We start from the raw sequence: 8743 nt of genomic DNA, 5'->3' as shown, positions 1-8743 counted from the left end.
GAGAGCGGTACGGGGCCGAAAGACGATTTTCGAGCAGGCAATAGTCGCCTGATCTGACAGGAGTGTATGGGGTGGAGATTCAAGATTACGTCCGTATCGTGCTGGCGCGGTGGCGGATAATCGTGGCGGTCACTGCGGTGGCGGTTGCTGCGGCACTCGTCGCGTCGCTCGTTGCGACGCCGGTGTATGCGGCCAAAGCCCGACTGTTCGTCTCCACCAGTGGTTCGTCGGTGATGGAGGCTATGCAGGGAGCGCAGTTCTCCCAGCAGCGCGTGGCGTCCTACGCGAAGCTGGCGACGGGACAAGAGGTCATGGAGAACGCCATCGGCGCACTCGGATTGGATATCGCGCCTTCCGATCTGGCAGCCAGGGTCAAAGCCACCCCGGTGGTGAACACCGTGCTGTTCGACGTCAGCGTCACCGACACCGATCCGGTGATGGCACGAGACCTGGCGGATGCCGTCGCCGTCGCGCTGACAGCCACGATCGAGAGCCTGGAATCGGACTCGCGCGGAGGGGCCCCCGTGGCGAAGGCGAGTGTCGTCGAGGCGGCCAAGGTCCCGGCCGACGCCGTCAGCCCGAAGGTGAACCGCAACCTCGGCCTCGGGTTCGTGATCGGACTCCTGGTCGGTATCGCCCTCGCCGTGCTGCGTGATCGCCTCGACAACACCGTGAAGAGTCGTGAGGTGCTCGACGAGCTCGCCGGTGTCGGTCTGGTCGGTACGGTGCCGTTCGACAAGGACCGGGAGGAGAAGGCGGCGATCGCGTTCCAGGACGGGTACTCGGGCAGTGCCGAGGCGTTCCGCGAGTTGCGCACGAATCTGCAGTTCCTCGAGGTCGACAATCCGCCCCGGGTCATTGCGATCACCAGTTCGCTTCCCGGAGAAGGTAAGACGACGACGGCGATCAATCTGTCGCTGGCGATCGCGGAGGCCGGGTATTCGGTGGTTCTGGTCGACGCGGATCTGCGTCGCCCGCGTATCGCGAAGTACCTCGATCTGATCGGGTCGGTCGGAATGAGCACCGTGCTGGCAGGGCAGGCCGACATCGACGACGTCGTGCAGTCCACGCCGTTCCCGAACGTCTCGGTGCTGGCGTCGGGTCCGTTGCCGCCGAACCCGAGCGAGTTGCTCGGTTCCACGCACGCCGAGAAGCTGTTCGCGGATCTGCGTTCGCGGTTCGACTTCGTCATCATCGACGCCTCACCGCTGCTGCCGGTGACGGATGCGGCGGTGCTGGCGGTCAAGGTGGACGGTGCGTTGGTCGTGGTGAAGCACGGGCAGACCAAGCGTGACCAGGTGTCGCGCGCGGTCGGCAACCTGCGCAACGTGGGTGCGACCGTCCTCGGCACGATCCTGACGATGACGCCGGCGAAGGGTGCGGGGGCGTACGAGTACAAGTACTACTACGACTCGGATGCGCCGGTGCAGAAGACGGAGGGCTCCCCGGCTCCCGTCGAACCCGCGCCTCTAGTCGCGCAGGCGGGGCAGAAGGTCGAGTAGGGCCTGGTCGATCTGATCGCCGACGTCCCCGAACACGATCGCGCTGCGGCCGATCGGGTCGGGGACGTCGGCGTTGCCGGGTCGGGGGACGGTTCCCCGTGCCATCGCGAGTTCGGCGACGGTGGCCGAACCGCGAGCGGAGGCCAGGTGCGCCGCCTCCAGCAGGGTGAACGTCCGCTTGAGCTGGCGGGGAGCCATGCGCAGCACGGCGTCTCGATGACTCTCGGTCATCGTCAGGACGAGGTCGGCCGACGACGCGATCGCGGGCGTCAACTGGCGTGCCGCGAATCCGTCCGCGGAGCCACCGAGGTCCGAAAGGATCTGCGCTGCCGTCGGTTCCATCGAGCCGCCGACGACCGCGCGGGTTCCTGCGCTGGACGCGGCCAGATCGCTCCGCCCGGTGCGGGCCGACCAGGCCGCAGTGATCCGTTCGGCGGTGGGGGATCGGCAGATGTTGCCGGTGCAGACGAACAGTAGTTGCATGGGGGTGAGTGTAGGCGCGCCTGTATAGACTCGGCTGGTCCAGCACGCGGCTCGCGCGGCGACCGCATCGCGACCACGATCGAAGGCGGCTCATGGGTGGGGTTCTAGGGGTGTCGGTGGGGGCCGGATTCGTTCGTCTGGTGCGCTCCGACGCTCCGGACGGATCCGGCGTGTTCGAGCACCAGGCGATCGAGGTCGGTGGACAGATCGCCGAGGACCTCGCGGCGCAGTCCGTCGGCGTCGTCCTCGCGGATGCGGCCGGGTCGGGATCGGCAGTCGGCGTGGGCATCTCCTACAGCGACGAGGCCCAGGCCGCCGCGCTCGACATGGCGATGCGCCGGCAGGGCATCACCGGCTTCCGCCTCGTTCCCGAGGCGACCGCGATCCTCGAACACCTGCGGGGGACGGACGGTGCCTCCGGGTTCCGAACGGTCGTGCTCTACGACCTCGGCAGTTCCGGGCTGACCGTCAGTGTGGTCGACCGGTCGACGGGGGCTGTCGCGGCAACGGAGCGCACCGGCATGCTGCGCGGCGACGATCTGGTCCGACTGCCACGTGAAACATTCGACAGCGTCGCGGGTCCTGCGGTCGAGCGCTCGGCGGACCTGGTGGCCGAACTGATCGCGCAGTCCGGGCAGCGGCCCGACGCCGTCGTTCTCGTCGGTGGCGGAACCCACCTGCCGGTCGTGCGGGACGTGCTCGGGTGGAGGCTCGGTCTACCGGTCATCGCGCCGCACGCGCCGGAACTTGCGACTGCTCGTGGTGCCGCACTGCTGGCGACACCGGTGTCGGTCGTGGGACCGGCGGGGCCGCGTCCGTCCAGGGCGCGGGGACGGCACCGGAGACCGGTCTCGCGACGGCAGGTCAGCGGTGCCGGCATCGCCGGCGGCGCGCTCGTCGTCATCGCGGTCATCGGTTTCGGGTTGAGCTACGGCAGAACACTTTTCGGATCCGATCCCGCGGCGACCGCCGACACGACGACCTCGGTACCACCGAGTACTTCGGCGACCGCGCAGGCCTCGCTCCCGCCGACCACCCCGCCGGCCGAGACTCCACCGCCCCCCGATCCGGGTGCGTCGCAGCCGATCGCTGGGAGCGGAAGCGCCCCGGCATCGCGCCCACAAGTCCAGTCGCGGCCGGCGGATCCACCGCGCTGGTGGGAGCTACCCGGGCTGCCGTCGCTGCCGCCGATTCCCCAGTTGGAGCAGTTGCCGCAGTTGCCGCTACCTCCGGTGGAACTGCCGCCCCTGCCGCGTCTTCCGAGTATTCCGGGCCTGTGACTGCGGTCGGTCAGCGTGCGTGCCGTCCGGCCGCGCGTCGCCGCGGTGCCGGGCCCGCGATCCGGGGGCGGGCGAGGAGCGCCGCGATCCCGGTTGTCAGGGGCACCGAGAGCGCGAGTGCGATGCCACCGACCGACGCGCGGACGATCTCGATCGCCACGGCGTCACCGGTGAGGACATCGCTGATGGGTCCGCCCGCGACACTGAACAGCAGCAACAGCGGAAGCGCACCGCCGGCGTACGCCAGCACCAGCGTGTAGACCGTGCTCGCAATGTGGTCGCGTCCCACCCGCATCGCGGAGGTGAAGATGGTTCGCCGGGACGCGGCCTCGTCCATCGACGCGATCTCGAAGGCTGCCGACGCCTGCGTGATCGTGACGTCGTTCAGCACACCGAGCGAGCCGATGATGAAGCCGGCCAGGAGGAGTCCGGTGATGCTGACCTGCTGGATGTAGGCCTGCACGTCGGTGTTCTGTTCCTCGGACAGCCCGGTCAGATGTGTCATCCCAATCGCGAGCGTGGACAACACGGCCGCGACGAGCATCGAGGCGAGCGTGCCGAGCAGTGCCGCACTGGTACGGAGATTGACGCCGTGCGCCAGGTAGAGCACGGCATACAGGATCGCGGCCCCCGAGACGAGCGCGACGGGCATCGCCGGTTTTCCGTCGAGTAGTGCCGGCAGGGTGAAGGCGACGAGAACCCCGAAGGTGATCCCGAGCCCGAGGAGTGCGCGTGCGCCCCGCCACCGGGCGACCGCGACGATGGCGACGGCGAACGCGGCGACGACGAGTAGCAGGGGCAGTCCGCGCGCGTGGTCGTTGAACGCGTAGATCGGGGTGCCGGACGAATCCGTCTGGCGGACGAGCCTGATGTGCCCACCGACGCTCAGGTTCGGTTGTCCGGGACCCGGCACGATCTCGAGGAGGGTGCGGGTCCCCGAGTTCGGTCCAGAGTCGATGGTCACCACACTGCGGCGGCATTCCAACGAACTACCGTTCGGGGGTGGTGCGGGTTCACCCGGAAACGCGCGGCCCGCGGAGGGACTGCCGCACGGCGCGATGTCCTGTGCGACGACGGTACCGGCCTCGGTGGTGACGGCGCCGCCGCCCGCGTTCTGGAACGGCAGGGGAATGTCGATGTGCTGCTTGCCCGGCCACAGGAAGGCGGCGGTCGCCACGACGACGACGGCGATCGCGACGAGAAGCCCGACCACGACACGCGCTGCGGTCGGCCCCACCGGGAGGGGGCCCTCGAAGTGGCCGTGGCCGTGTCCGTGGCTGAGGCCGTGATGGGCATCGGGTGTCATCGAATCGGCCTGTTCACCGCATCAGGCTAGCGGCGGTGCAGCGAAGCGACGGTGGCGGGGAGCAGGGGGGGTCGTCCCCGCCACCGATACCTCGTCGCCCAGGGGGGAGGGGGCAAGACGAGGCGCTTGCGGACACCCTGGGGTGCCAGTCGGTCAATCTACCCATACCGGGACGATCCCGCAGGCTTGCAGCCGAACGGGACATCGCGACTGCACGCTAGGCGGCGGATCATGCTCGGATGCAGGTGCTTCCGACGTGTCGGACGCACCTGCACCGGGTCGGGCGGGCAAGCACGGGAGGGGTTCGGGTGCCTACTGCTTGTAGCTGGAGAGGAAGTTGCCGAACCGTTCGATCGCCACCGCGAGATCCCGTGCCCACGGCAACGTCACGATCCGCAGGTGATCATGGTCGGGCCAGTTGAAGCCGGTGCCCTGGACCATCAGGATCTTCTCCTGCAGCAGCAGGTCCTGCACCAGCTTCTCGTCGTCGTGGATCTCGTAGACGTTCGGATCCAACCGCGGGAACGCATACAGCGCACCGCGCGGCTTGACGCACGAGACACCGGGAATCATGTTGAGCCGCTCCCACGCGACGTCACGCTGCTCGAGCAGCCGACCGCCCGGCAGGATCAGATCCTCGATGCTCTGGTGCCCGCCGAGCGCAACCTGGATGGCGTGCTGACCGGGGACGTTGGGGCACAGGCGGGTGGAGGCCAGCAGGTCCAGGCCCTCGAGGAAGCCGGCCGCATGCTCCTTCGGGCCGGTGATCGCGACCCAACCCGAGCGGTAGCCCGCGACCCGGTACGCCTTCGACAGGCCGTTGAACGTCAGGCACAGCAGGTCGGGCGCGAGCGTGGCCAGCGAGATGTGCTTGGCGTCGTCGTAGAGGATCTTGTCGTAGATCTCGTCGGCGAGCAGCAGCAACTGGTGCTTGCGGGCGAGGTCGACGAGCTGCGAGAGCACCTCCGCCGAGTAGACGGCGCCCGTCGGGTTGTTCGGATTGATGACCAGCAGCGCCTTGGTCTTCTCGGTGATCTTGGACTCGATGTCCGCGATGTCCGGGTTCCAGTCGTTCTGCTCGTCACACAGGTAGTGCACCGGGGTGCCGCCCGACAGGCTCGTCATCGCGGTCCACAGCGGGTAGTCCGGCGCCGGGATCAGAACCTCGTCACCGTCGTCGAGCAGCGCCTGCATCGTCATCGTGATGAGTTCGGAGACGCCGTTGCCGAGGTAGATGTCGTCGACGTCGAGTTCCGGGAATCCGGGCACCAGTTCGTACCGCGTGACGATCGCGCGTCGTGCGGACAGGATGCCCTTGGACTCCGAATAGCCCTGTGCATAGGGCAGAGCCGCGATCATGTCGCGCATGATCACATCGGGGGCCTCGAACCCGAACGGGGCGGGATTGCCGATGTTGAGCTTGAGGATTCGGTGCCCCTCGGACTCCAGTCGCGCCGCGTGCGCATGCACCGGCCCCCGGATCTCGTACAGCACGTTCTGCAGTTTGGTGGACTGCTCGAGAGCGCGCTGCGGCCGGCGGTGGCGGACGGAATCTGGAGTGCTCACGCAACCATGATTCCACTCGTGCGCAAACGGAAATCGGCCGCCCACGAACGGCGACCCGGGAGCGGCGTCGAGATCGAGCATGTTCGGCCTGGTGGGACCGCCGATCCCGGGTGCGGGAACGGGCCCGGGGAACGCCCGTCGGCACGCGTGGACGGGCCGGGTGCCGCAGCGTTCACGACGCCGACCATGCCCGGCACCGGAGGTCGTCGACGGCCACGACCGGACCGGCCGGGCGCATCGATCGGTACTGCGGATACTTCGCGACCAGCGCGTCGATCGCGGCCCGGCCCTCGCTGCCGTCCCCGGACAGGATCCGTGCGGCCCCGTCGACCCGGACCCACCACAGCCGCGTCCAGTCATCCTCGTAGTGGTCGACGAGCAGGCTCACCCGTCCGGTCGCGGTGATGTTCGCGAGCCGGCGCAGCCGCCGGGTGCTCTTCGGCTTGTCGTCGACCGCGGTGTAGATCGTCTCTCCGCGGACCGCGAACACCACCGGCACCACGTGCGGGTCGCCGCCCTCCGTCACCGTCGCCATCCGGGCGATCGGGGCGTCGGCGAACCGTGGCGGCACCTGCATGAGGAAACGGTACGTCGACGTACGGTGTCCCCGCGATCTTCCTGGCTAGGGTGTCCGCATGACCCCTGCCGCTCGGACCGTCGCCCCCTACGGCTCGTGGATGTCGCCCATTGCGGCCGCCGATCTGGCGGCCAGTGGCCACCAGGTGGACGGAGGCCGGTTCGTCGGCGACCAGGTGTGGTGGTCGGAGCAGCGCCCCACCGAGAACGGCCGGACGGCGATCCGCCGACACGGACCCGACGGTGAACCGGGAGACGTCCTCCCGGCCCCGTGGAACGCCCGCACCCGCGTCCACGAGTACGGGGGCGGCGCGTGGACGGTGACCGGTGACCGCGTGCTGGTGTTCGCCGAGTTCAGCGACCAGCGGCTGTACCGGTTCGACCCACGCGTCGACGCGGCTCCGGTGCCGATCACGCCGACAGCGCACCTCCCGGGCTCGGACCGCTACGGCGACCTCACGATCGTCGGCGACGAGGTGTGGTGCGTGCGCGAGCGTCACCGCGGCTCGTCGCCCGTCCGAGACATCTGCGCGGTGCCCCTCGACGGATCGGCCGTCGACGACCCGGCGGCGGTGCGTTCGATCGTCGGCGGATCCGACTTCCTCGCCTACCCGCGACTGTCCCCGGACCGGACTCGCCTCGCCTGGATCGCCTGGAATCACCCGCAGATGCCCTGGGACGGAACCGAACTGCGCGTTCTCACTCTCGCGACGGGCAAGGTGGACGTGCTGCTCGGCGGCCCGGAGGAATCGGTGCTGCAGCCCGAGTGGGCCGACAACTCGGCGCTGCACGTGATCAGCGACCGCAGCGGCTGGTGGAACCTCTACCGCGTGCCGGTGGACGGCCCTGGCGTGGAACCGATCTGCCCGACGGACGCAGACTTCGGCGCACCACTGTGGCAGCTCGGCGCCCGCTGGCACACCGCCCTCGGGGACGGCACCCTGCTGACCGCCCGCACGGTCGGAACCGACACCCTCGCCGTGCTCGACCTCGACACCGGTGGACTCCACGACATCCCGCTCGCCGGCATCTCGTCGGTGCAGATCTCGGACGTCGACGGGCGACGGATCCTGTTGCGCTGCGGGGGATCCCGTGTCGCCTCCGGGCTGCGACTGCTCGACCTCGACACCGGTGCACTCACCGACGTCCGACTGTCCGTCGACGACCTGCCCGACGTCGAATACCTGCCGGAGGCGCAGTCGCTCACATTCGAGGGCCCGGAACGCGAGGTGCACGCACTCGTGTACGCGCCACGCAATCCGAACTACACGGCGCCGGACGGGGAACTGCCGCCGTACGTCGCCTTCGTGCACGGTGGGCCGACCGCGCACGTCGCACCCGCGGTACACCTGGTGTACGCGTACTTCACCAGCCGCGGGATCGGCGTCGTCGACGTCAACTACGGCGGCTCCAGCGGATTCGGCCGCGAGTACCGCAACCGGCTGCGCGGACAGTGGGGAATCGTCGACGTCGAGGACACCGTCGCCGCCGTGCGCGGGCTCGCCGACGCGGGACTCGCCGATCCCGCCCGCCTCGCGATCGAGGGCGGCTCGGCCGGCGGCTGGACCGTGCTGTCCGCGCTCACCACGTCCGACGTGTTCGCTTGCGGCGTCTCGTATTACGGCGTCGCCGAACTGCTCGAGTTCGCGAAGGAAACCCACGACTTCGAGTCCCGGTACATCGACGGCCTGATCGGTCCGCTGCCGGAATCCGCCGACCTGTACGCGCAGCGCGCGCCGGTCAACAACGTCGACGGGCTCTCGTGCCCGGTGCTGTTGCTCCAGGGCCTGTCCGACCCGATCGTCCCGCCGTCGCAGGCCGAACGATTCCGGAGCGCACTGCTCTCCAAGGGGATCCCGCACGCGTACCTCGCGTACAAGGGAGAGTCCCACGGATTCCGAAAACTCGAGACCATCGTCAGCGCGCGGGAAGCGGAACTGTCGTTCTACGGTCAGGTCCTCGGCTTCGAGACACCCGGCGTGCCGCGGCTGGAACTGTGGCGTCCGTAGCGTCACACGACTTCTGCCCGG

At 69.1% G+C, this 8743-nt stretch carries 7 protein-coding genes; 3 read left to right on the top strand and 4 right to left on the bottom strand.

Going from position 1 to position 8743, the window contains the following annotated elements:
- The first annotated feature begins 71 nt into the window (after positions 1-71).
- Positions 72-1502 (top strand): polysaccharide biosynthesis tyrosine autokinase, encoded by a 1431-nt coding sequence (locus tag IJ15_RS0105190; protein ID WP_081880598.1) that lies wholly within the window; start codon positions 72-74, stop codon positions 1500-1502.
- On the opposite strand, the gene IJ15_RS0105185 is transcribed toward IJ15_RS0105190, so the two are convergent.
- Positions 1470-1985: an arsenate reductase/protein-tyrosine-phosphatase family protein gene (locus IJ15_RS0105185; protein ID WP_031937284.1), complete on the bottom strand. Its 516-nt coding sequence runs from the start codon at positions 1983-1985 to the stop codon at positions 1470-1472. The two genes, IJ15_RS0105190 and IJ15_RS0105185, sit on opposite strands and share 33 nt — an antisense overlap.
- A gap of 92 nt (positions 1986-2077) precedes the next feature.
- Here IJ15_RS0105185 and IJ15_RS0105180 point away from each other — a divergent pair, with 92 nt between their 5' ends.
- Positions 2078-3265, top strand: a complete 1188-nt coding sequence (locus tag IJ15_RS0105180) for an Hsp70 family protein (RefSeq protein ID WP_031937283.1) — start codon at positions 2078-2080, stop codon at positions 3263-3265.
- Positions 3266-3275: 10 nt separating this feature from the next.
- Here the strand turns inward: IJ15_RS0105180 and IJ15_RS0105175 are convergent, their stop codons facing one another.
- The 3 genes from IJ15_RS0105175 to IJ15_RS0105165 form a co-directional block, all read right to left on the bottom strand.
- Positions 3276-4571, bottom strand: a complete 1296-nt coding sequence (locus tag IJ15_RS0105175; RefSeq protein ID WP_031937282.1) for a YibE/F family protein — start codon at positions 4569-4571, stop codon at positions 3276-3278.
- 312 nt (positions 4572-4883) lie between these two features.
- Positions 4884-6137, bottom strand: coding sequence for a pyridoxal phosphate-dependent aminotransferase (locus tag IJ15_RS0105170; protein WP_031937281.1), 1254 nt, complete (start codon positions 6135-6137; stop codon positions 4884-4886).
- A gap of 172 nt (positions 6138-6309) precedes the next feature.
- A complete protein-coding gene (locus tag IJ15_RS0105165; RefSeq protein ID WP_031937280.1) occupies positions 6310-6714 on the bottom strand; it encodes a TIGR03668 family PPOX class F420-dependent oxidoreductase in 405 nt (134 codons plus the stop codon).
- A gap of 58 nt (positions 6715-6772) precedes the next feature.
- On the opposite strand from IJ15_RS0105165, the gene IJ15_RS0105160 reads away from it, so the two are divergent.
- Positions 6773-8722 carry a S9 family peptidase gene (locus tag IJ15_RS0105160; RefSeq protein WP_031937279.1) on the top strand — a complete coding sequence of 650 codons (1950 nt, stop codon included), beginning with the start codon at positions 6773-6775 and terminating at the stop codon, positions 8720-8722.
- Positions 8723-8743 lie beyond the last annotated feature (21 nt).

The sequence above is a fragment of the Prescottella defluvii genome, assembly GCF_000738775.1.
Classification (GTDB): domain Bacteria; phylum Actinomycetota; class Actinomycetes; order Mycobacteriales; family Mycobacteriaceae; genus Prescottella; species Prescottella defluvii.
This window is presented reverse-complemented; position numbering and strand designations above follow the sequence as displayed.

Excerpts from the sequence above, each read along its gene's own strand:
- IJ15_RS0105185 (WP_031937284.1), bottom strand. The coding sequence starts at position 1,985 with ATGCAACTACTGTTCGTCTGCACCGGCAACATCTGCCGATCCCCCACC.
- IJ15_RS0105180 (WP_031937283.1), top strand. The coding sequence starts at position 2,078 with ATGGGTGGGGTTCTAGGGGTGTCGGTGGGGGCCGGATTCGTTCGTCTG.
- IJ15_RS0105175 (WP_031937282.1), bottom strand. The coding sequence starts at position 4,571 with ATGACACCCGATGCCCATCACGGCCTCAGCCACGGACACGGCCACGGC.
- IJ15_RS0105165 (WP_031937280.1), bottom strand. The coding sequence starts at position 6,714 with ATGCAGGTGCCGCCACGGTTCGCCGACGCCCCGATCGCCCGGATGGCG.
- IJ15_RS0105160 (WP_031937279.1), top strand. The coding sequence starts at position 6,773 with ATGACCCCTGCCGCTCGGACCGTCGCCCCCTACGGCTCGTGGATGTCG.